The 20710-nt window shown below is 63.3% G+C and carries 17 protein-coding genes; 10 read left to right on the top strand and 7 right to left on the bottom strand.

Annotation, left to right across the window (positions count from 1 at the left end; genetic code table 11):
• Window positions 1-737 precede the first annotated feature (737 nt).
• On the bottom strand, window positions 738-1199 hold the full coding sequence (locus QA643_RS30010; protein ID WP_283029271.1) for an Lrp/AsnC family transcriptional regulator: 462 nt from the start codon (window positions 1197-1199) through the stop codon (window positions 738-740).
• A 136-nt stretch (window positions 1200-1335) separates the two neighbouring features.
• On the opposite strand from QA643_RS30010, the gene QA643_RS30005 reads away from it, so the two are divergent.
• From QA643_RS30005 to bla, 3 genes are all read left to right on the top strand, one after another.
• Window positions 1336-3702 (top strand): transketolase, encoded by a 2367-nt coding sequence (locus QA643_RS30005; RefSeq protein ID WP_283029270.1) that lies wholly within the window; start codon window positions 1336-1338, stop codon window positions 3700-3702.
• Window positions 3703-3983: 281 nt separating this feature from the next.
• Window positions 3984-5414: an aldehyde dehydrogenase family protein gene (locus tag QA643_RS30000; RefSeq protein WP_283029269.1), complete on the top strand. Its 1431-nt coding sequence runs from the start codon at window positions 3984-3986 to the stop codon at window positions 5412-5414.
• A 135-nt stretch (window positions 5415-5549) separates the two neighbouring features.
• A complete protein-coding gene (gene bla / locus QA643_RS29995) occupies window positions 5550-6437 on the top strand; it encodes a subclass B3 metallo-beta-lactamase (protein ID WP_283029268.1) in 888 nt (295 codons plus the stop codon).
• A gap of 180 nt (window positions 6438-6617) precedes the next feature.
• On the opposite strand, the gene QA643_RS29990 is transcribed toward bla, so the two are convergent.
• Complete coding sequence (locus tag QA643_RS29990) at window positions 6618-7586, bottom strand: SMP-30/gluconolactonase/LRE family protein (RefSeq protein WP_283029267.1); 969 nt, start codon at window positions 7584-7586, stop codon at window positions 6618-6620.
• A gap of 93 nt (window positions 7587-7679) precedes the next feature.
• Between QA643_RS29990 and QA643_RS29985 the strand changes: the two genes are divergently transcribed.
• Complete coding sequence (locus QA643_RS29985) at window positions 7680-8504, top strand: NAD(P)-dependent oxidoreductase (RefSeq protein WP_283029266.1); 825 nt, start codon at window positions 7680-7682, stop codon at window positions 8502-8504.
• Here the strand turns inward: QA643_RS29985 and QA643_RS29980 are convergent.
• Together QA643_RS29980 and QA643_RS29975 are read right to left on the bottom strand one after the other, a co-directional pair.
• Window positions 8501-9193 carry a GntR family transcriptional regulator gene (locus QA643_RS29980; RefSeq protein WP_283029265.1) on the bottom strand — a complete coding sequence of 231 codons (693 nt, stop codon included), beginning with the start codon at window positions 9191-9193 and terminating at the stop codon, window positions 8501-8503. The two genes, QA643_RS29985 and QA643_RS29980, sit on opposite strands and share 4 nt — an antisense overlap.
• The gene (locus tag QA643_RS29975; RefSeq protein ID WP_283029264.1) at window positions 9190-10197 is read right to left on the bottom strand and encodes a Gfo/Idh/MocA family oxidoreductase; all 1008 of its coding nucleotides are present in this window, start codon (window positions 10195-10197) and stop codon (window positions 9190-9192) included. Before QA643_RS29975 ends, QA643_RS29980 begins: the two co-directional genes overlap by 4 nt.
• Before the next feature lie 166 nt (window positions 10198-10363).
• On the opposite strand from QA643_RS29975, the gene QA643_RS29970 reads away from it, so the two are divergent.
• The 4 genes from QA643_RS29970 to QA643_RS29955 all read left to right on the top strand — a co-directional run bounded on the left by QA643_RS29970 (window position 10364) and on the right by QA643_RS29955 (window position 15279).
• Complete coding sequence (locus tag QA643_RS29970) at window positions 10364-12070, top strand: IlvD/Edd family dehydratase (protein ID WP_283029263.1); 1707 nt, start codon at window positions 10364-10366, stop codon at window positions 12068-12070.
• Between the two features lie 138 nt (window positions 12071-12208).
• Window positions 12209-13210, top strand: a complete 1002-nt coding sequence (locus tag QA643_RS29965; RefSeq protein WP_283029262.1) for a TRAP transporter substrate-binding protein — start codon at window positions 12209-12211, stop codon at window positions 13208-13210.
• 147 nt (window positions 13211-13357) lie between these two features.
• Window positions 13358-13942, top strand: coding sequence for a TRAP transporter small permease (locus QA643_RS29960; RefSeq protein ID WP_283029261.1), 585 nt, complete (start codon window positions 13358-13360; stop codon window positions 13940-13942).
• Window positions 13939-15279 (top strand): TRAP transporter large permease, encoded by a 1341-nt coding sequence (locus QA643_RS29955; protein ID WP_283029260.1) that lies wholly within the window; start codon window positions 13939-13941, stop codon window positions 15277-15279. Before QA643_RS29960 ends, QA643_RS29955 begins: the two co-directional genes overlap by 4 nt.
• Window positions 15280-15421: 142 nt before the next feature.
• Here the strand turns inward: QA643_RS29955 and QA643_RS29950 are convergent, their stop codons facing one another.
• Window positions 15422-16216 (bottom strand): enoyl-CoA hydratase/isomerase family protein, encoded by a 795-nt coding sequence (locus tag QA643_RS29950; protein ID WP_283029259.1) that lies wholly within the window; start codon window positions 16214-16216, stop codon window positions 15422-15424.
• A 264-nt stretch (window positions 16217-16480) separates the two neighbouring features.
• Between QA643_RS29950 and QA643_RS29945 the strand changes: the two genes are divergently transcribed.
• Both QA643_RS29945 and QA643_RS29940 read left to right on the top strand, forming a co-directional pair.
• Window positions 16481-17710 (top strand): FAD-dependent oxidoreductase, encoded by a 1230-nt coding sequence (locus QA643_RS29945; protein ID WP_283029258.1) that lies wholly within the window; start codon window positions 16481-16483, stop codon window positions 17708-17710.
• 112 nt (window positions 17711-17822) lie between these two features.
• A complete protein-coding gene (locus QA643_RS29940) occupies window positions 17823-18809 on the top strand; it encodes a sialic acid TRAP transporter substrate-binding protein SiaP (RefSeq protein WP_283029257.1) in 987 nt (328 codons plus the stop codon).
• Here QA643_RS29940 and rbsK read toward each other — a convergent pair.
• Complete coding sequence (gene rbsK, locus QA643_RS29935; protein WP_283029256.1) at window positions 18802-19716, bottom strand: ribokinase; 915 nt, start codon at window positions 19714-19716, stop codon at window positions 18802-18804. The two genes, QA643_RS29940 and rbsK, sit on opposite strands and share 8 nt — an antisense overlap.
• Window positions 19717-19718: 2 nt before the next feature.
• Window positions 19719-20630, bottom strand: coding sequence for a sugar kinase (locus tag QA643_RS29930; protein WP_283029255.1), 912 nt, complete (start codon window positions 20628-20630; stop codon window positions 19719-19721).
• Window positions 20631-20710: the final 80 nt, after the last annotated feature.

Below are 20710 nucleotides of genomic sequence, written 5' to 3'. Positions count from 1 at the left end.
ACCATCTCTCACCGATCGCGCCGCTCGATGGTGGGCACGCTGTCGCTTTGCCCACCCTACGGCACCGACGATTGTGGCTGCCCGACGGGCAAATCAGTTCTGATTGTCAGAAGTGGCGTCAAGTCAGGAATTGCTGATAATCAGAAATATTCCGCTTCCATTCTGACCCAAATCAGCGGCATAAATACCGCCGTCTCACCGCGAGATGAGGGGCGTTGGCCATCGTCACTGACGCGCGGGGAGATGCGATGGACGCCGATGCCATGACGGACGAGTGTGGCTGAGGCGTACGGTGAAGTCGTGTGGTTCTGGCGCCGTGGTGCTGGCGTTAAGCCCTCGGGAAGCGAAAGCATCTTGCGGGCGACGGAGGCAAAAGAGCCGTTCTCCGGGAAGAGCGCGAAGTAAGCGGTAAAGCCATTGCGCAGGGAAGGCCGGGATGCTCCCGCCGAACCTGTATGCTCGTGTGCATCTTTTGCTAATGCGCATAATGGCACGCGAGACCGCGGGTGCGGCGCGCACCTGGTCTTCCCTGCGCCCTCATTTCGATGGGGGCAAACGAGATGCAAACCTCGGGCAAATCATGTCGCGAGATCGCCGCTCCACATTCAGCTGTCGTCACCCGCGCAGGCGGGTGACCCAGTATGCCAGAGACGCCAGTGATTGAACGGATAAGCCGCGGCGTACTGGATCCCCGCTTTCGCGGGGACGACAATGGTGTGTGTGGCGGCATCTCTCCATCACACCGGCAGCGCGATCGAATACTTCACCTGGCTCAGCGCAAAGCTCGACTCGATGGAAGCAATACCATCGAGCCGCGTCAGCTTGTTCTTCAGGAACGCTTCATAGGAGGAGAGGTCGGCGGCGACGACGCGCAAGAGGTAATCGCGGTTGCCGGTCATCAGGTAGCACTCCAGCACCTCGTCCCATTTCGAGATCGCCTTGGCGAACCGGTTGAGGTCCTCTTCCTTCTGCCGCGCCAGCTTGATCGAGATGAACACGCTGACGTGAAGCCCGAGCGATTTCTGGTCGACGGTCGCGATATAGCGGGTGATGACGCCGTGCTGTTCCAGCAATTTCACCCGGCGATGGCATGGCGACACCGAAAGGCCGACCTTGTCGGCGAGCTCCTGCATGGTCATGCGACTGTCGCTCTGCAGGTGGCTGAGGATCTTGCGGTCGATGGCATCGAGGGCGGCCATTGGGATGAACTCATAGTTTGGAGGGGTATTGTGGTATTTTATCCCAATATCGGACGGTATGCCGCAGGAAATTGAGAAGTTTGGCGCCTGCGCCGCGGCTAAAATTGGCGCATACTGAATCGCCGGGAGCCCTGCCATGCCGATCGAGCCTGCACGTCTCGAACTGTTGTCCGCGCTGGCGCGCAAGGTGCTCTGGCTGTCGTCGTGGACAATCCATCACGCCAACCACGTCAGGCCGAATGCCGACGGGCTGAAGGTCGGCGGCCACCAGGCCTCGTCCGCCTCGCTCGCCAACATCATGTCGGCGCTGTACTTCTCGGTGCTGCGCCCGCAGGACCGTGTCGCGGTGAAGCCGCATGCTAGCCCGGTGTTTCACGCCATCCAGTACCTGTTCGGCAACCAGACCCGCGAGAAGCTGGAAAATTTCCGCGGCTACAAGGGCGCGCAGTCCTATCCGTCGCGCACCAAGGATGCCGACGATGTCGACTTCTCCACCGGCTCGGTCGGCCTTGGCGTCGCACAAACCCTGTTCTCCTCGCTGGTGCAGGACTACGTCACCGCGCATGGCTGGATGAAAAATCGCCCCGAGGGGCGGATGATTGCACTCGTCGGCGATGCCGAGATGGACGAGGGCAACATCTTTGAAGCGCTGCTCGAAGGCTGGAAGCATGCGCTGCGCAACACCTGGTGGATCGTCGACTACAACCGCCAGAGCCTGGATGCCGTCGTGCGCGAGGGGCTGTGGGCGAAGTTCGAGACCATGTTCCGCAACTTCGGCTGGGAGGTCGTGATCGTGAAGTACGGCCGCCTGATGCAGGCGGCGTTCGCCGAACCCGCCGGCGAGGCGCTGCGGCGCTGGATCGATAATTGCCCGAACCAGATGTATGCCGCGCTGTGCTTTCAGGGCGGCGCCGCCTTCCGCAAGCATCTGCAGGACGACATCGGCGACCAGGGCGCGGTGTCAGAGCTGATCGACCGCCGCAGCGATGAGGAATTGCTGGCGCTGATGTCCAACCTCGGCGGCCACGACATGGCGAGCATGATCGAGGCGTTTGAGGCGATCGATCATGATCGCCCCGTCTGCTTCATCGCCTACACCATCAAGGGCGTCGGCCTGCCGATGCAGGGCCACAAGGACAACCACGCCGGCCTGATGACAGTGGCGCAGATGGAAAAATGGCGCACTGCACAGAACATCCGCCCCGGCCATGAGTGGGACAAGTTCGAGGGCCTGTCGCAGACGCCGACCGAGCTCGAGGCCTTTCTGGCGGCCGCGCCCTTCAATCAGCAGGGCCGCCGCCGGCTGACCGCGTCCACGATCGAGGTACCCGAGCGGCTCACCTTCAAGCCGGCGGCGCAGATGTCGACGCAGCAGGGCTTTGGGCTGGTGCTCAACGAACTCGCACGCGCCGACACCGAGCTGGCGTCGCGGATCGTGACCGCATCGCCCGACGTCACGGTGTCGACCAATCTCGGCGCCTGGGTCAACCGCCGCGGGCTGTTCGCCAAGGCCGAAAATCACGACCTGTTCCGGCAGGAGAAGATTCCGTCCGCCTATAGCTGGGAATTTTCGCCGAAGGGCCAGCACCTCGAACTCGGCATTGCCGAGATGAACCTGTTCATCATGCTCTCGGCGCTCGGCCTGTCGCACCAGATCAATGGCGAGCGGCTGCTGCCGGTCGGCACACTGTACGATCCCTTCATCGAGCGCGGCCTCGATGCGCTGAATTATGCCTGTTACCAGGACGCGCGCTTCATGGTGGCGGCGACACCGTCGGGCATCACGCTGGCGCCGGAAGGCGGCGCGCACCAGTCGATTGCAACGCCGCTGATCGGCATGGCGCAGGACGGGCTGGCTTCGTTCGAGCCGGCCTTCGTCGATGAGTTGGCGGCGATCATGGCGTTTGGCTTCCGCCACATGCAGCGCGAAGGCGGCGAGGGCGGCTCGGTTTACTTGCGCCTTTCGACCCGCACCATCGACCAGCCGCAGCGCATCATGACGCCGGACCTGCAACGGGACATTGCCGAGGGTGCGTACTGGCTGCGCGAGCCAGGGCCGAACTGCGATATCGTGATCGCCTATACCGGCGCGGTGGCGCCCGAGGCGATCGAGGCCGTCGGCCTGATCGGTGAAAGCCACCGCGATGTCGGTTTACTGGCGGTAACCTCCGCCGACCGGCTGCACGCGGGATGGTCCGCGGCGCGGAATTTGCGGCGCGACCGCCGTGGCATACAACATCTCAGCCATGTCGAAAAATTGCTGGCGCCGCTCGGCCGCGACTGCGGCATCGTGACCGTGATCGACGGCCACCCCGCTGCGCTTGGCTGGCTCGGCAGCGTCCGCGGCCACCGCGTCGAGGCGCTCGGCGTCGAGCAGTTCGGCCAGACCGGCACCATTCAAGACCTCTACCGCCACTACGGAATAGATGCCAACGCCATCATCGATGCGGCAGAAAGCCTGACGGTTGGCGCACCGGTGCGGCACAGGAAGATGGCGGTGTGACAATTCCAGTCGTCCCGGCGAAGGCCGGGACCCATACGCCGCCGTTACCTTGATGAGGTCCAACGGCATTATCTCACGACTCCCGCCGGTGCTTATGGGTCCCGGCCTTCGCCGGGACGAATTACCGACCTTGCCACCGCCGCGCCGCCGTCCTTATATCCAGCGCCTGCCGCATCGCGGCGCCCCGCATATGGCGGGTTCAACCGCCTTGGCTTTCGTGCAAGGATGCCTGCCGAACGCTTTCGTTCCCCTCCATTGCTCCGAGATTAAAGAGGTTTCCGATGGTCAATCGCATGCAATTCTACATCGATGGCGCCTGGGTCGATCCGGCCGTCAAGAAGTCCACCCCGGTCGTCAATCCAGCGACCGAAGAAGCGATGTATGAAGTTGCGCTGGGCTCCAAGGCCGATCTCGACAAGGCCGTCGCCGCCGCCAAGCGCGCCTTCGTGACCTATTCGCAGACCAGCCGCGAAGAGCGCATCGCGCTCCTGGAAAAGATCATCGAGGTCTACAAGGGCCGCATGAAGGAGATCGGCGCGGCGGTGTCCGACGAGATGGGTGCGCCGCTGCCGATGGCCGAGCGGCTGCAGGCCGGCGCCGGGCTCGGCCACATCGCCTCGACGCTGGAAGTGCTGAAGAACTACCATTTCGAGGAGACGCTCGGCTCGGCCGTCGTCGTGCGCGAGCCGGTCGGCGTCGTCGGCATGATCACGCCGTGGAACTGGCCGCTGAACCAGATCGCCTGCAAGGTCGCGCCCGCGCTCGCCGCTGGCTGCACCATGATCCTCAAGCCCTCCGAATTCACCCCGACCTCGGCGCTGATCTTCGCGGAAATCCTCCATGAAGCCGGCGTGCCGAAGGGCGTGTTCAACCTCATCAACGGCCTCGGCCCCGAAGTCGGCGCTGCGATGGCCGAACATCCCGACATCGACATGATCTCGTTCACCGGCTCGACCCGCGCCGGCGTCGACGTTGCCAAGCGCGCCGCGCCGACCGTGAAGCGCGTCAGCCAGGAGCTCGGCGGCAAGTCGCCGAACGTCATCCTCGAAGGCGCCGACCTCACCAAGGCGGTAACCGGTGGCGTCATGCACATGTTCAACAACTCCGGACAGTCGTGCAACGCGCCGTCGCGGATGATCGTGCCGCTGTCGAAGATGAAAGAAGTCGCTGCGATCGCGAAGGGCGTCGCCGACAAGACCAAGGCCGGCGATCCCCGCGCCGAAGGCACCACTATCGGCCCCGTCGTCAACCGTGGCCAGTGGGACAAGATCCAGGCGTTGATCAAGAAGGGCATCGATGAAGGCGCGACGCTCGTCGCCGGCGGTCCGGGCCTGCCGGACGGCGTCAACAAGGGCTTCTATGTCCGCCCGACCATCTTCGCCGACGTCACCAACGACATGACCATCGCGAAGGAGGAAATCTTCGGACCGGTGCTGACCATCATCGGCGCCAAGGACGAGGCTGAAGCAGTGAAGATCGCCAACGACACGCCCTATGGTCTCGCCGGCTACGTCACCGGCGATACCGTGGAAAGCGCGCGCCGCGTCGCCCGCCAGATCCGCGCCGGCAACGTCAACCTGCAGGGCGTGCCGAACGACCGCACCGCGCCGTTCGGCGGCTACAAGCAGTCCGGCAACGGCCGCGAGTGGGGCAAGTACGGCCTCGAGGAATATCTCGAGGTGAAGGCGGTCGCCGGCTACAACGCTGCGTAATCCCTAAACCGTCACTACGCGTAAAGCGAAGCAATCCATTGCTGGACAAGCGTGGATTGCTTCGTTGCTTTCGATCCTCATAATGACGCCGCTTCGCAGGACGGGCGCAGAACAATCAAGAAACCGAGGTTGAAGATGAAGAGAGTCGCCATTGCGCTGGTCGCGCTGTTGCCGCTTGCCGGGGTCGCGCAGGCCCAGACGGTCAAGGATATGCTCGCAACCCTACGCGCAAAGTGGAACGCACCGACCGAGCCATTCAAGATGATCGGCAACGTCTACTATGTTGGAACCGAGGGGCTGGCGTCCTATCTGATCACGTCGCCGCAGGGGCATGTCCTCGTCGATATGGTGATGCCGGAATCGACCTCGCTGGTCAAAGCAAACATCGAGAAGCTCGACTTCAAGATCACCGACATCAAATACATCCTCAACACCCACGCCCATATCGACCACACCGGCGGCCTTGCCGAGATCAAGAAGGCGAGCGGCGCGCGGATGGTGGCGGGCGAAGCCGACAAGTCGCTGCTCGAAGGCGGCTACTACCCGGGCGCGGAGAACAACGACGCGCTCAATTTCCCGCCGGTCAAGGTCGACCGCACGGTGCGCGAGGGCGACACGGTGACGGTCGGCGATGTCACGCTGACTGCGCGGGAGACTCCCGGACATTCGCCGGGCTGCACGAGTTGGGAATTTTCGGTGAAGGACGGTGACGCCACGCGCTCCGCGCTGATCTTCTGCAGCGGCACTGTGGCGCTGAACCGCTTGGTCGGCGATCCCACCTATTTCGGAATCGTCGCCGATTACCGCAAGACGTTCGCGCGCGCCAAGGACATGAAGGTGGACGTGCTGCTCGCGCCGCATCCGGAAATGTACAAGATGCAGGACAAACGCGCCAAGCTCGGCGAAGGCGGACCCAATCCATTCGTCAATCCCGGCGAGTTCAATGCCTACGCGGCGACGCTGGAGAAGGCGTTCGAGGACGCGCTCGTCAAGCAGACCGCCGCGCAGGAGAAGAAGGGGTGAGCTGATAGTCTCTGACCACCCCGTGGTCCCGGACAAGCGAGCACAGCGAGCGCCGATCCGGGATCCATAACCACAGGAAGTCACTTTGCGAAGGCTCGCGCTCCAGCTCGCTCCAACGACTCGATTCTGTGGTTATGGGTTCCGGCTTTCGCCGGAACGACAGCAGTGTGTGCGGGAGCGTTATCCCCCCGGCGCGCCCTGCGTGTTGACATAGAGCGCGTAGATCGACTGGCTCGCGGCCATGAACAGGCGGTTGCGCTTGACGCCGCCGAAGCAGAGATTGGCGCAGCGCTCGGGCAGCGCAATGCGGCCGATCATGACGCCGTCGGGCGCGAACACCACGACGCCGTCGAGTTCCGGATCGCCCATGCCCCAGCCGCACCAGAGATTGCCGTCGATGTCGACCCTGAAGCCATCAGGCGTGCCCGGTCCGGCATCGACGAACACGCGCTTGTTGGAAAGCTTGTCGCCGGAAGGTGAGACGTCATAGGCGAGGATCTTGCGGTTGGGCACGCCGCGCGACTCGATGACGTACAGAATCTTTTCATCTGGCGAGAAGGCGAGTCCGTTCGGCCCCAGCACGCCTTCGGCGACGACGGTGGCTTTGCCGGTCTGCCCGTCGATCCGATAGACATTCGGCTCGATCTCCGACTCCGCCTTGTAGCCTTCGTAGTTGCCGAGCAGGCCGAACACCGGATCGGTGAACCAGATCGAGCCGTCGGATTTGACGACGATGTCGTTCGGCGAGTTTAGCCGCTTGCCGTCAAACGAATCCATCAGCACGGTGATCGAGCCGTCATACTCGGTGCGGGTGACGCGGCGGCCGCCGTGCTCGCAGGTGACGAGGCGGCCTTGGCGGTCGCGGGTGTTGCCGTTGGCGAAGTTCGAGGGCTTGCGGAAGATGCTGACCGCGCCGGTCTCCTCTTCCCATTTGATGATGCGCTGGTTCGGAATGTCGCTGCAGAGCAGATACCGCCCGTCGCCGAACCACACCGGCCCTTCGGCCCAGCGCAGCCCGGTGGTCAGCCGCTCGACTGCCGAGAGCTTGAGCCAGTATTTCTCGAAGCGCGGGTCGAGGGCACGGATGGCCGGATCGGGGTAATAAGTAGCCGGGCGCCAGCCGGCGGCATGCGATGCTGCATCGGACATTTGCTGTTCTCGTTGGTGCGTTCCCAGAGCGGTTGGGTTTGCTATCATTCCCTGCTAATGACCGCAAATCGGTTGCGAGATAAGAGGAACGAAATGCCACGCATATTGATGACCGGCGCCGCCGGCGGGATCGGGACATCCCTGCGCAAGCTGCTGCCGCCGATCTATCCGGACCTGGTGCTGAGCGACCTGAAGGCGCCGGCCGATCTCGGCAAGGACGAGAAATTCAAGGCGGCCGATCTCGCCAATATGGCTGAGGTCGAGGCGATCTGCGAGGGCGTCGACGGCATCCTGCATTTCGGCGGCTATTCGGTCGAAGGGCCCTGGGATTCGATCCTGCAGTCCAACATCATCGGCGGCTACAATCTGTTCGAGGCGGCGCGAAAGAAGGGCGTCAAGCGCGTGATCTTCGCCTCGTCGAACCATGCGGTCGGCTTCTACCCGCGCCATCACCGGATCGGCACCGACGTCACCCCGCGCCCCGATGGCCGTTACGGCGTCAGCAAGGTATTTGGCGAAGCGGTCGGCGCGCTCTACGCCGACAAGCACGGGCTTGGCGTCACCTGCATCCGGATCGGCAATTTCGGCGAGATGCCGCTCGACCACCGCCGCCTCTCGATCTGGCTGAAGCCCGAGGACCTCGTGCAGCTCTGCCGCATCGGCCTCGAACATCCCGACATCCATTTCGAGATCTTCTACGGCGCCTCCTATAACGAGCGCGCCTGGTGGGACAACCACCGAGCCTATGAGCTCGGCTACCGGCCGACCGGCAGGGCAGAAGATTTCCGCGAGCACGCCATGGCCGAGCAGGCCAAGCTGAAGCCTGATCCGGTCGGCGATTACTTCCAGGGCGGCACGTTCTGCAGCATGGAGTTCGATGGCGACAAGGGCCGGATCGTGGATTGGGGCAAGCGCTAGCGCTTGCCCTCGTCCTCCGCGATGCGGCCGAGATAATCCGACTTGCTGTACTGCATGTGATCGACGCACAGCTGCGCCAGCGCCCAGCTGTCGCGGCCCGTGAGGAGTTCGATCATCAGTTCGTGCTGGCGTCGGGATAGCGCCAGTCCTTCTTTGTCGGCGAGATTCTTGGCGCGCATCGGCAGTGTCAGGTTCATGTAGTCCTGCAGCGAGCGCACCAGATACGGGTTGCCGCAGGCCGAGAACAGCGCGACGTGAAACGCGTCGTTGGCCTCGTGGATGCCGCGCAGATCCTGCGCGTCGGCCTTGGCGCAGTATTGCCGCTGCAGTTCGGTCAACTGTTCGATCAGGCTGGCGGGAGCGGGGAGCGTAATCATCAGCGCCGCCTGCCGCGTCAGCATTTCCCGCACCTCGTAGATCTGGCGCACCTCGTCGGCCGAATAGAATCGCACGGTGGCGCCGATGTTCTTCTCGCGTAGCACGATGCCCTGGCGCTCGAGCTGAAACAGCGCCTGGCGGACGAAGTGCCGGCTGGCGTCGTAGCGCTGCATCAAGTTGTCTTCGACCAGCCGCAGGCCCGGCGCGAAGCGGCCGAAGATGATGTCCTCCTCGAGCCGGCGGATGACCTCTGCCTGCTCCTCCTCGCGCGAGGGCGCGGGCGCGTCCGTCGACGATGGCTGTGGGTTCATCGCAGAGCCTCCCAGCCCGACAGCCGATAACAATCCTCGACGAGGCGCAAGGTCTGAAGGTTGTCGGCCGGCGCGGTCTCGAAGGGCAGATTGTCGCGGAGCGCACTCACGAAATGCGCGATGGTGCGATTATAGGAACCCTGATACTCGACGGCGAGATCGTAGCTGCGTTCGGCCGGCGACGTGCCCGAACACGTCAGCGACGGCCCGTCGAGCCGGATCGCGCCTTTGTCGCCGAGGATTTCCAGCCGGTCGACCTGCGTGGCCGGGTGCCCGTGGGCGGCGAAGCTGGCGAACATGGCAACGCCCGCGCCGCCATCGGTCCGAAGCTGGATCACCGCGCCGTCTTCGCCGGCGAGAAGGTCACTGGAACGCGAGAGCTGCGCCGCCGTCACCTGCAGCGGCCCGAGCAACATGCGCAGCGTATCGAGATGATGGATTAGCACTTCAGCCACGAGCATGCGCCGTTCGCGCCGCATGAACGGCTGCCGTTCCAACGCGGGACAAAGCCCGTCCGGCCCCGGCAGCACGCCGGAGGTCAACAGTGTCAGTTGCGCCTGTTTGATATTGCCGATCCGTCCCTCGCGCAGCCACGCCGCCGCATCGCGGTAATAACCGCGAAAACGCCAGTTCTCGTGCACCATCAGGCGTGTCGCACCATCGACTTCGGCCGCAAGCTCCGTTGCCTCCTGCAGGTTGGGCGCGAGCGGCTTCTGGCACAGCACCGGCAATCGTCTTGCGGCAGCGAGCCGCACCAGCGGCGCGTGCATTTCGCGGGGCGCTGCGATATCGACGGCGTCGAGCGTCACCGCCGCGAGCATCGCCTCGGCGCTGGCATAGGTCTGCGCAATTCCGAACTCGCCGGCGCGCCGTGCGGCATTTTCGGCCGACGGATCGGCGATGGCCACGACGCGGGCCTGATCTGATATGCTGGCCCAGGCGATGAGATGATGACGGCTCACCATGCCGGCGCCGATCAGGCCAATGCGCAACGGTTGGTTCATGGGCGCGTTTCCAATGGTGCCCGTAGTCAACACGCCGGATCTTTATTGTCAATAATGACGGCCGATTTCGGGGTGCATGAGCCCAGAATGCGCCCGAATAATCAGACATTGACAATAATCCGGCGGGCTCCTTAAGTGCCCACCTCCAACGAAACGGGAAGAAAAAATGGCCGACGGACTTCGCAAGGGACTGGCAAGTTATGGCGATGCTGGCTTCTCGCTGTTCCTGCGCAAGGCCTTCATCAAGGCCATGGGCTATTCGGACGACGCGCTGAACAGGCCGATCGTCGGCATCACCAATACCTACAGCGACTACAACCCCTGCCACGGCAATGTGCCGCAGATCATCGAGGCGGTGAAGCGCGGCGTGATGCTGTCGGGCGCGATGCCGATGGTGTTTCCGACCATTTCGATCGCCGAAAGCTTCTCGCATCCGACCTCGATGTATCTGCGCAACCTGATGGCGATGGATACGGAGGAGATGATCCGGGCGCAGCCGATGGATGCGGTGGTGGTGATCGGCGGATGCGACAAGACGCTGCCGGCGCAGATCATGGCCGCGGTCAGCGCCGATCTGCCGACTGTCGTCATCCCGGTCGGGCCGATGGTAGTCGGACATCACAAGGGTGAGGTGCTCGGCGCCTGCACCGACTGTCGCCGCCTCTGGGCGAAATATCGTGCGGGCGAAATCGATGACGTCGAGATCGAAGATGTCAATGGCCGGCTCGCGCCATCGGTCGGCACCTGCATGGTGATGGGCACTGCCAGCACCATGGCGTGCATCACCGAAGCGCTCGGGCTGTCGCTGCCGATGAGTGCAACGATTCCTGCGCCGCATGCCGAGCGATTTCGTTCGGCGGAGGCCAGCGGCAGGGTCGCTGCCGCAATGGCCAAGACGAAGGGGCCAAAACCCAGCGAACTATTGACGCCGGCGTCGTTCCGCAACGCCCAGGTCGTGATGCAGGCGATCGGCGGCTCGACCAACGGGCTGATCCATCTGACCGCGATCGCCCATCGCTCGCCGCACAAGATCGATCTTGAGACGTTCGACAGGCTCGGCCGTGAGGTGCCGGTGCTGGTCGATCTGAAGCCGTCAGGCGAGCATTACATGGAGCATTTCCATCATGCCGGCGGCGTGCCGAAGCTGATGGCGCAACTTGGCGACCTCATCGATCTCGATGCCAAGACCATCACGGGCCAGACGCTGCGCGAGATCGTCGCCGGCGCGGAGGATGTGCCGGGGCAGGATGCCATCCGTTCACGCGACAACCCGATCAAAGCGGAAGGCGCGATGGCGATCCTGCATGGAAATCTGGCGCCGCGGGGGGCCGTCATCAAGCAATCGGCGGCGAGCCCAAAACTGCTGCAGCACACCGGACGTGCGGTGGTGTTCGAATCCGTCGAGGACATGACGCTGCGGGTCGATGATCCCGATCTCGACGTCAATGCCGATGACGTGCTGGTGCTACGCAATGCCGGCCCCAAGGGCGCGCCGGGCATGCCCGAAGCCGGCTATCTGCCGATCCCGAAGAAGCTGGCGCGCGGCGGCACCAAGGACATGGTGCGGATCTCGGACGCGCGTATGAGCGGCACCGCGTTCGGCACCATCGTACTGCACATTACGCCGGAATCGGCGGTGGGCGGCCCGCTGGCGCTGGTGAGGAACGGCGACATGATCCGGCTCGACGTCGCAGGCCGCCGCCTCGATCTCCTGGTCGATGAAGCCGAGCTGGCAAAGCGCCGTGCGGCGCTGGCCCCGGCCGCAACGGCCGAGGGAGCCCGGCGCGGCTACGCGTATCTGTTCAATGAAACGATTCTGCAGGCCGACGAGGGCTGCGACTTCGATTTCATGCGCGGCGAGGGCAGGGACTGATCCGGCCGAATTATCGATAATAGCTATCAGGATACAGCTGATTGGCGCGATCTGGCGGGAAAAATCCGATGCTTTATTGACAATGTCGCCACCCCGGTGGTTTGATTGGAAAAAATCAAGCCAACGGGGGAATGCGTCATGGGGAATCCAGGGAAATCGATACTCGCGGCGATCGCCGCTGCGGCGGTCATGCTCGCCACCGGCGCCAGTGCGCAGGAAGTGAAGCACTATCGCTTCGCGCACGATCAGCAGCTCAACTCCGGTTACAGCATTGCTTACGACATCTTTTCGGCGAAGCTGAAGGAGCTGAGTAAGGGCACGATGCTCGTCGATCAGTTTCCCGGCGCGCAGCTCGGGCAGGAGCCTCAGCTCCTGCAGCTGGTGAAGGCCGGCGATCTCGATTTCGCGGTGGTGTCGTCAGCCAACACCTCGACGATCTCGCCGCAGGCCGGCGTGATGTCGCTGCACTTCCTATTCCGCTCCGAGGAGCACAACATCAAGGCGCTCGGCGACGAGAAGGTGTTCGAGGCGGTGCGCGACATGATCGACAACACCACGCAGGGCATTCACGCCATCGGCCTCTGCACCCAGGGCTTTCGGCACATGTACGGCAAGAAGGAGGTGCGCAAGCCCGAGGATATGAAGGGCCTCAAGGTCCGCGTCCAGGCGACCGCGACCGAGGACATGATGTTTCCGGCCTATAGCGCCCAGACGGTGCACATGCCGTTCGGCAGCGTCTACACCTCGCTGCAAACCGGCGTGGTCGACTTCGGCGAGAACGCCGTCAACGTCTACATGATCAACAAGCACTACGAAGTCGCGCCCGTGCTGTCGACGACCGGACATGAGGCCAACAATTGCGTGGTCTGGGTCAGCGACAAGCTCTGGCAGGGCCTCAATGCCGATCAGCGCAAATGGGTGCTGGCCGCCGCGCGGGACGTCAGCCTGCAGGAGCCGAAGCGAGCATTCGATCTGGAGAACGCGGCTGCGACGCGGCTCGAGAAAATGGGCGTCAAGATCGTCAAGGACGTCGACAAAGCGAGCTTCCAGAAGATCGCCGACCCCTATCTCGACAAGCTCGCCAAGGAGCTCGGTCCGCACGCCGACAAGATCAAGACGCTGATCCGGGCGGTCAATTAGTTCCGTGCGTCGTCCCGGCGAACGCCGGGACCCATACCCCGCGGCCTGTCGGCTGAGTGATCGGCTAGCCGACGTTCGCAACGACTAAATTAGCGCCCATGGTTATGGGTCCCTGCTTTCGCAGGGACGACGGCAGAGAGTGTAGCAATGTCCATTGCCGATAGACTCGTGCTGCAACGCCAGCATCATCTGAAATGGCGGGCGCTCGACCGGCTCGAACTGATCCTGATGATGATCTGTGGTATGCTGTGCTTCGGCTTTTCGCTCTCCGTCACCGCTGACATCTTCACGCGGACCGTCGGCCACCCCTGGCTATGGCTGCAGGAAGCGACCTCGACGCTGTTCATCTATGCCATCTTCATCGGCTCCGCGGTTGCCACGCGCCGCAACGATCACCTCTATCTGACCGCGATCTCGGAATCGATGCACGGCACGCCGCGCATGATCGTCGAAATCCTGATCCGGCTCGTGGTACTGACGGTGGCGGGATGCCTGATCTATTACGGCTACATCAACTATCTTAGGGGTTTCGGCAGTTTCCGGCTGCCCTCGAACACGCCGATCGCCTCGCTCTATGCCGCGATTCCGCTGTCAGGTGCGCTGATCGCGCTGTTCACCATCGAGCAGCTGGTCAACGGCATCCGCAACGGCTTTGACCATCCCGAGCCCCCTGAAGAGACTGCCGACATTCCGCCCGCCGATGTCGGCATCCAGAACGGGGGACGGCTGTGAGCTCCCCCGTCATTCTCGGACTGATGACGTTCTGCTTCCTGTTCTTCGGCTATCTCGGCGTGCCGGTGCCGTTCTCGCTGATGGCTGGCGTTTTCGTCGGCGCGCTGCTCGCCGATGTCTCGCTTGCCGCCATCATGCAGAAGATCTTTGACGGCGTGGATTCCGAAGCGCTGCTCGCGATCCCGTTCTTCCTGTTGGTTGGCGAACTCATGAGCTCGGCCAATGTGGTGATACGGATCGCCAATCTGTCGCTGTCGCTGGTCGGGCATATCAGGGGCGGGCTGTCGCAGGTCGTGGTCGTGTTCTCGATGTTCTTCTCGGAAATGTCGGGATCGACCACCGCCGACGTTGCCGTGATGACCCGCGCGCTGGGCGGCCCGATGAAGAAGGAGGGATACAGCCCCGCCTTCATCGCCGCGATCATTGCCGCGGCTTCTACCATCGCGGCATTGGTGCCGCCGAGCATCACCGCCGTGGTCTACGGCGCGGTCGGCAACGTCTCGATCGCCGGCCTGTTCATGGCCGGCGTGGTGCCGGGGCTGATGATCGGCTTCGGCCTGATGATCTATTGTTTCTTCTTCGGGCCGACCGGCATGCGCCGGCCCCGCGCGCCGCTGAAGCAGATCGTGTTCGCGGCAGGCGATGCGGCCCTTCCGATGATGATCCCGGTCATCCTGCTCGGCGGCATCCTGACCGGCGCCTTCACACCGACCGAGGCCGGCGTCGTCGCCGTGATCTGGATCATCGCCGTGGTGATCCCCGCGCTCAACCGCGGCCACTTCAAGAACATTCCCTATGATTTCTGCCTCGCCGGGCTGATCTTCTCGCTGCCGCTGATCACGATCGGCGCCGCCAATGCGTTCGGCTGGATGCTGGCCTACCTGCGCGGCGCCTCCGTGATCGCCGACTGGATCATCGCGATCGCCGGCAACGATCCGCATTTGATCATGCTGCTGCTGGTGCTCTTGTTCACCGTGGTCGGCGATTTCATCGAGCCGGTGCCGACCATCATCATCTTCATGCCGCTGGTGAATACGCTGACGCAAGCCGGAGACATCAACGCCGTTCACATGGGCGTCGTGCTGATTGCGACTTTGGCATTCGGACTGATCACGCCGCCTTACGGGCTGGTGCTGCTGATGGCCTCGAAATTCGTCGGGGTCCCGTTTTCCAAGGCGTTGCGGGCGGCGCTGCCGATCTATGTCGTGTTCCTGGTCACCATCACCTTTACGATCTACTTCCCGAAGGTGGTGCTGTGGCTGCCGAAGCAGGTGATCCCGGAATCGGTCGGCTGCTTCAAGTCACCATCAGGGACGGGGTATATCTGCCCGAATTGATCGGGTCGGCACATCGTCGTCATGCCCGCGAAGGCGGGCATCCAGTACGCCGAGGCGCCGGACGTGAATCGAGAGGGCGCGGCGTACTGGATCATCCGCCTTCGCGGATGATGACAGTTGAGTGGGCGGCGCCAGTACGCCGCTACTTCGATTTGCTGGTAAACTTCTTCACGGCAGCCCGGAATTCGTCGGTGCACATGGCATCGATGATCTTCGCTTCCTCGGCATCTAACTGCTGCTTCACCGGCGTGACCGCTGCCTGATAGACCAGCGCCTTGGTGCCGCCGATGGCGGCCGGCGGATTTTGCGCCAGCCGCTCGGCGAACTTTCGCGTTTGCGCCTTCAGCTCGGCTGCCGGAACGACGCGGGCGACCAGGCCCCATTCATAGGCCTGCTGCGCGGTAAAACTGTCCTCAGCGAGGAAGATCTGCAACGCGCGGCGGGTGCCTACGGTGCCGACCATGCTTACGGTGCTGCCGCCGTCCGGGGACACGCCGATCTTGGCATAGGCCGGCGTGAAGCGGGCGTCCTCGGCGGCGATGCAGAGATCGGCTACGAAGGCGAGGCCCATGCCGGCGCCGGCGGCGGAGCCGTGGACGCTGGAGAGAACGATCTTCGGCATCCGCCGCAGCGTCTCGATGAAGGCGTGGTAGTGCTTCAGGAGTTCGCCGACCACAGGTGCGACGGTGTCGTTGGCGGCCGCAGCACCAATGGTTTGCAAATCGCCGCCGGCCGAAAAGGCGCGGCCTTCGCCCTCGATGACCAGCACCCGGATATCGTGGTTAGCCTCGATCTCGGCGCCGAGCTGCTCGAGCTTCTGCGCGATCGGCAGATTGATGGAGTTGAAGGCGGCGGGCCGGTTCAATGTGATGGTGGCGATTGCACCCTCGATCCGGAGCAGGGCAGGTGCGCTGGCGGTATCATCTGACGTTGGCATGGCGGGCCCTCGGCTCGAAACGGGGTCTGCATTTAAATCGCAGAAGGCAAGGGGTGACAATCCCCGAGGCATGGCCGGCAAAATACTGCGCGATCCTCTGGCCACGGCGCTCTTGCGTCTCCGCGCGCCATGAGGTCAGATAGGAGCTGTCATCGTTTGTCGGACGGACACGAGCGCCGCTTCAGGGGACGGGACAGGCAAGCCAAAACCTCGGAGGGGAAACAACATGGGTCGTTCCCGTGCGCTCGAACGTAGGATGTGCCGATGACAGGACCGGTTGTCATCATTGGGGCGGGCCACGCCGGCTACCAGCTCGCGGCCTCGCTGCGCCAGCACGGCTTTTCGCAAGCCATCGCGCTCGTGAATGACGAGGGCCATCTGCCGTACCAGCGGCCGCCGCTATCGAAGGCCTATCTGAAGGGAACCGGCGGACCCGACAGCCTGATGTTCCGCCCGGAAAAATTCTATGCCGACCAGAAGATCGATCTGATTTCCGATCGCGCGGTGTCGATCGATCGTGCCGCGCGCAAGGTGGCGCTCGCCTCCGGCGCCTCGCTCGATTACGGCCACCTGGTGCTGGCGACCGGCGCGCGCAACCGCCTGCTCGATATTCCAAATGCCAATCTCGACAGCGTGCGCTATTTGCGCACGCTCGATGAAAGCCAGTCGTTGCGCGACTATATCACGGCAGGCCAGCGCGTCGTCGTCATCGGCGCCGGATTCATCGGGCTGGAATTTGCCGCAACGGCGCGAGCCAAGGGCCTCGAGGTCGACGTCGTCGAGCTCGCGCCGCGGGTCATGGCGCGCGCGGTGACAGCGGAAATCTCGGAGCACTTCCAGTCCCGGCACACCGCGGCCGGTATCCGGATTCACCTCGGCGTACAGGTCACCAGCATCGAGAGTGACGGCAGCAAGGTCACCGGTGTGAGCCTGAGCGACGGACGGCATATCAAGGCCGACCTGATCGTGGTCGGCGTCGGCGTTTTACCTAATGTCGAACTGGCGGCGGACGCCGGCTTGAAGGTCGCCGCCGGCATCATCGTCGATGAGAATCTTTTGACCGAGGATCCGAATATCTCGGCGATGGGCGATTGCTCGCTTTATGCGAGCCCGCGGTTCGGCGGCTCGCTGCGGCTGGAATCCGTGCAGAACGCCACAGACCACGCGCGCTGCATTGCCGCCCGGCTGACCGGCGATGCCAAGCCCTATGACGGCCTGCCGTGGTTCTGGAGCGATCAGGGACCTGACAAGCTGCAGATGGTGGGATTGACCACAGGTTATGACCAGGTGGTGGTGCGCGGTGATCGCGCGCAAGGCGCGTTCTCCGTCTTTTGCTACAAGGCGGGGCAACTCGTCGGCATCGAATCCGTTAACCGCGCGGGCGATCACATGTTCGGACGGCGTCTGCTCGCCGCTCACGGCTCAATTACCCCCGAGCAAGCCGCCGATGCCGAATTCGACCTCAAGCGCGCCCTGACTTCGAACGTGGCCTGACTTAGATTCGACTTTCCGCGCCGCCAGTCTGCTTGCGTCGGCCGATCCATTTCGGCAACCATGCCGCGGAAGGTCCGTCATGAGTCTCCGGCGGTCCATCCTCGGAGGGTATATGTCTGTTCGTGCGTGCTATCTCGGGTTGATTGGCGCTGCCATCGTCGCTTGGATTGCAAGCGGCCCGGCATCGGCGCAGACCAAGCTGAGATGGGCGCATGTCTACGAGGTCACCGAACCCTTCCACACCGAGGCGCTTTGGGCGGCCAGCGAGATCAGGAAGCGCAGTAACGGCAGGTTCGATATCGAGGTGTTTCCGGCCTCCCAGCTCGGCAATGAGAATCAGATCAATGAAGCGCTCGGCGCCGGCGCCATCGATATCGTCTATGTCGGGATCAATTTCGCCGCGGCGACCTATCAGCCGCTCGGCATCACCGGCGCGCCGTTCATGCTGCGCGACTTCGAGCACTGGAAGGCCTACCGCGGCAGCAAGTTGTTTGCCGAACTGGCGAAGGGCTATGAGGACAAGACGAGACACAAGATCGTGGCGCTGACCTATTACGGTCAGCGCCATGTCACGGCCAACAAGCCTATCCGCATCCCACAGGACATGAAGGGCATGAAGCTGCGCGTGCCGCCGGCGCCGCTGGTTTTGATGTTCACCAAGTCGGTCGGCGCCGATGCAATCCCGATCGCTTTTTCCGACGTCTATACGGCGCTCCAGCAGCGGCTGGTCGACGGCCAGGAGAATCCGCTGCCGACCATCATGGCGAAAAAATTCTATCAGGTGCAGAGCCACATCGCGCTGACCGGCCACATCACCGAGTCGATGGTAACGGTGGTCGGCGGTCACGTCTGGAACAAGTTGACGGTGGAAGATCGCAAGCTCTTTGCCGATACGTTGCAGGAAGCCGCCGCGAAGGCAACGGAAGCGATCGAGGCCTCTGAGCGGATTTTGGCCGGCGAGTTGAAGCGGCTCGGCATGACTGTGATCGAGCCCGACCGGGAGGCGTTCCGAAAGGCGGCGATCCCGCTGCATAATGATGCATCCCTCGGGGCGGGGTGGACGCGCGCGCAATATGATGAATTGCAGGCCCTCAAATAGCTGATAGCGCAGCCACCTCGGCGGCGGTCGGCATCGACGGCGCGGCGCCCATCCGTTGCACGCAGATCGACGCGGCCGCATTGGCGTATTGAAGCGCGTCGCGGATCGGCTTGCCATTGGCAAGCTGGGCGGCGAGGGCGCCGACGAAGCAATCGCCGGCGCCGGTAGTGTCCACCGCTTTCACGGCGCGTCCCTCGATCAGCGACGGCTCGCCGCCGATGAGCGCGAGCACGCCGCGCTTGCCCAGCGTGACGCAGATGATCTTGTCCGAGGCCGTCGGGAGGCGGCACGCGGCTTCAACGAAACGAGCGGGCTCGTCGGTATCGCGAAGCTCGGCCTGTGCGAGCAGCCCGAGCTCGGTCTCGTTGAGGACGAGAATATCGACGAGGTCGAGCAATTCGGCGCCGCAGGCAAGCGCCGGCGCTGGATTGAGGATGGTGGCGGCGCCGGCCGCGCGGGCACGCTTGAAGAAGGCAGCGATCGCCATTTGCGGAATCTCGAACTGGCTCACAGCAACGTCGCCTCTGGCGAGCGCGGGGGCGGCGACATCCTCGGCGCTGACCAGCGCATTGGCACCGGGCACGACGACGATCGTGTTGTCGGCATCGGCGATGGTGATGATGGCTGTCCCGGTATGGATGTCAGCGCTGTCCTTGACCAGAGCGAGATCGACGCCCTGCAGCTCAAGAAACTGCCGGAGTTGCCGGCCGAACGCATCCGTGCCGAGCCGGCCGATCAGCGTGACCGGCGCACCAAGCTTTGCGGCTGATACCGCCTGGTTGGCGCCCTTGCCGCCCGGAAAATAATGCACGGCCTGGCCCGCGACGGTTTCGCCGACCTTGGGATGCCGGCTGGCGGTTGCCACCACATCCATGTTGATGCTGCCGGCGACGAAGACACGCCCCATCTCTAGTCCCAAAATTCCTTCTTGCGCCCGATCTGGAATTCCTGCTTGACCGCGTCGATATCGGCCAGCGTCGGCAATCCAGCCTCGTTGCCGAGGCGCTGGATCTTATAGGTCGAGGCCGCACGCGCAAACTCGAAATGCTCGTGCCAGCCTTTTGAGGGATTGTTGAGATAGGAAAACACGTAAGCGCCATGGAATACGTCGCCGGCGCCGTTGGTATCGATGACGCGCTCGGCGGCGATCGGCAGCGCCGGCAGCTTGCGCACCGCGCCGGTCTCGTCATACCAGAGCAGGCCCTGTTCGCCCATGGTGACGCCGCCGACCCGGCAGCCGCGGCTCTTGAGATAATCGAGCATGGCCTCCGGCGTCTTGTCCATCTGCTCGCACAAGCGCTCGGCGACGATAGCAACGTCGATGAATTGCAGCAGCTCGTGGGTGTTGGTGCGCAGGCCGCCACCGTCGAGCGAGGTCAGAATGCCGTCCTCGCGGCAGAGCTTTGCGTAATGAATGGCGGCATCGGGCTGATGGCCGTCGACATGCAGCGCGCGGCAGCCCTTCAGGTTGAGCATCGGGAAGGGATGAATGTGCTCGTCGTCACGGCAGCGCACGATGGCGCGCTTGCCGTCCTTCGGCATGATGAACGACAGCGATGAGGAGTTGACCTTGCGCGGATGGATCGAGATTCCGTATTTCGCGGCCATGTCCTGAAACATGCGGCCGAGCCAGTCATTGGCGACGGTCGCGATCAGGTCGGGCACGACGCCGAGCTTGGCGCAGCAGAACGCCGCAGTGACGGCATTGCCGCCAAACGACACCGCATAGTTGGAAGCCACATGTTTTTCGTCGCCGGTCGGCATGTGGTCGGTGATGAAGGTGACGTCGATATAGGTCTGTCCGATGAAGAGAGCCTGCATTCGTTTTCCGTCATGAGCTTGGGTTATCCCGGCCCCGGCGTACACACATTAGCACCGGTTATCGGATGCATTCGCTGAAA

This window comes from Bradyrhizobium sp. CB3481 (genome assembly GCF_029714305.1).
GTDB lineage: Bacteria > Pseudomonadota > Alphaproteobacteria > Rhizobiales > Xanthobacteraceae > Bradyrhizobium.
The sequence above is the reverse complement of the archived record's forward strand: the minus strand, read 5'-3'. Positions and strand labels throughout refer to the sequence as shown.

Coding starts and splice junctions, on each gene's coding strand:
- bla (WP_283029268.1), top strand. CDS start 5,550: ATGAAGAGAGTCGCCATTGCGCTGGTCGCGCTGTTGCCGCTTGCCGGG.
- QA643_RS30010 (WP_283029271.1), bottom strand. CDS start 1,199: ATGGCCGCCCTCGATGCCATCGACCGCAAGATCCTCAGCCACCTGCAG.
- QA643_RS29965 (WP_283029262.1), top strand. CDS start 12,209: ATGGGGAATCCAGGGAAATCGATACTCGCGGCGATCGCCGCTGCGGCG.
- QA643_RS29985 (WP_283029266.1), top strand. CDS start 7,680: ATGCCACGCATATTGATGACCGGCGCCGCCGGCGGGATCGGGACATCC.
- QA643_RS29960 (WP_283029261.1), top strand. CDS start 13,358: ATGTCCATTGCCGATAGACTCGTGCTGCAACGCCAGCATCATCTGAAA.
- QA643_RS29940 (WP_283029257.1), top strand. CDS start 17,823: ATGTCTGTTCGTGCGTGCTATCTCGGGTTGATTGGCGCTGCCATCGTC.
- QA643_RS29945 (WP_283029258.1), top strand. CDS start 16,481: ATGACAGGACCGGTTGTCATCATTGGGGCGGGCCACGCCGGCTACCAG.
- QA643_RS29930 (WP_283029255.1), bottom strand. CDS start 20,630: ATGCAGGCTCTCTTCATCGGACAGACCTATATCGACGTCACCTTCATC.
- QA643_RS29990 (WP_283029267.1), bottom strand. CDS start 7,586: ATGTCCGATGCAGCATCGCATGCCGCCGGCTGGCGCCCGGCTACTTAT.
- QA643_RS29950 (WP_283029259.1), bottom strand. CDS start 16,216: ATGCCAACGTCAGATGATACCGCCAGCGCACCTGCCCTGCTCCGGATC.
- QA643_RS29970 (WP_283029263.1), top strand. CDS start 10,364: ATGGCCGACGGACTTCGCAAGGGACTGGCAAGTTATGGCGATGCTGGC.
- QA643_RS29975 (WP_283029264.1), bottom strand. CDS start 10,197: ATGAACCAACCGTTGCGCATTGGCCTGATCGGCGCCGGCATGGTGAGC.
- QA643_RS29980 (WP_283029265.1), bottom strand. CDS start 9,193: ATGAACCCACAGCCATCGTCGACGGACGCGCCCGCGCCCTCGCGCGAG.
- rbsK (WP_283029256.1), bottom strand. CDS start 19,716: ATGGGGCGTGTCTTCGTCGCCGGCAGCATCAACATGGATGTGGTGGCA.
- QA643_RS30005 (WP_283029270.1), top strand. CDS start 1,336: ATGCCGATCGAGCCTGCACGTCTCGAACTGTTGTCCGCGCTGGCGCGC.
- QA643_RS30000 (WP_283029269.1), top strand. CDS start 3,984: ATGGTCAATCGCATGCAATTCTACATCGATGGCGCCTGGGTCGATCCG.